A 784-nucleotide genomic window follows, 5' to 3' on the forward strand; every position below is an offset into this window, starting at 1 on the left:
GCATGAGCGCGGCGGCCAGCTGGCTGCCGGCGGCGACGGCCAGCGGCGGCACGGTCGCGAGATAACGCTTGCTGAAATGGGCGGAGAACGCGTACAGCATCGTGGCCGCCACGCATGCCGGCACGGCCCATCCCGTCGCCCCCGGCTTGAAACCGGCGTTGTCCGCCACGAGCCACACCACGCCGCAGAACCCGAGCGCCAGCCCGGCGGCGCGTGTACGGCCGATCGTCTCGCCCAGCCACGCGCGCCCGATGACGGCCGCGTACAGCGGCGTGGCCGCGTTGAAGATGGCGGACAGGCTCGCGTTGATGCCCAACGCCGCGAGCGCGAACAGCACGAACGGCAGCGCGGAATTCGTCAGGCCCACGAGCAGCACCGGTTTCCAGTGCCGGCGCAACGCACGCCAGTCGCCGCCGAGCAGCGGCAGCAGCAGCACGGCGGCGATGGCGGCGCGGGCACCGGCCAAGGTCAGCGCGCCGAACTCGCCGGCGCACACGCGCATGAACGGATACGATGCGCCCCACAGCGCGGCCAGCGCCGTCAGGCAGGCAATGTCGCTCTTCTTCATCATTGCCCCCTCGCCGCGTGCAGCGCGGCATCGAGCCCCCGCTCCTCCGGTCCCAGCACGCGCGCCACGCGGCCCTGCGCATCGAGCAGCACGACGCTCGGAATCGCGCGGATGCCGAAGGCGGCGAACGCGGCGCCTTCGCGATCGAGCGCGACCGGCGGCGTGCCGGGATGCGCCTTCGCGTAGGCCGCCAGTTCGGCGGCCGACGTCCACAGC

2 protein-coding genes are annotated in these 784 nt (G+C 73.1%); both read right to left on the reverse strand.

The window, feature by feature from the left end:
• Window positions 1-568, reverse strand: a 568-nt coding sequence (locus ACEN88_RS33150) for a DMT family transporter (RefSeq protein ID WP_413346550.1), incomplete at its 3' end; no start/stop codon positions are given.
• Window positions 568-784 (reverse strand): TlpA family protein disulfide reductase (locus ACEN88_RS33155; RefSeq protein ID WP_413346552.1); only part of this gene is annotated, 217 nt, incomplete at its 5' end. The genes ACEN88_RS33150 and ACEN88_RS33155, both read right to left, overlap by 1 nt.

The sequence above is a fragment of the Massilia sp. CT11-108 genome (assembly GCF_047302915.1).
GTDB classification, from domain to species: Bacteria; Pseudomonadota; Gammaproteobacteria; order Burkholderiales; family Burkholderiaceae_D; genus Telluria; species Telluria orientalis.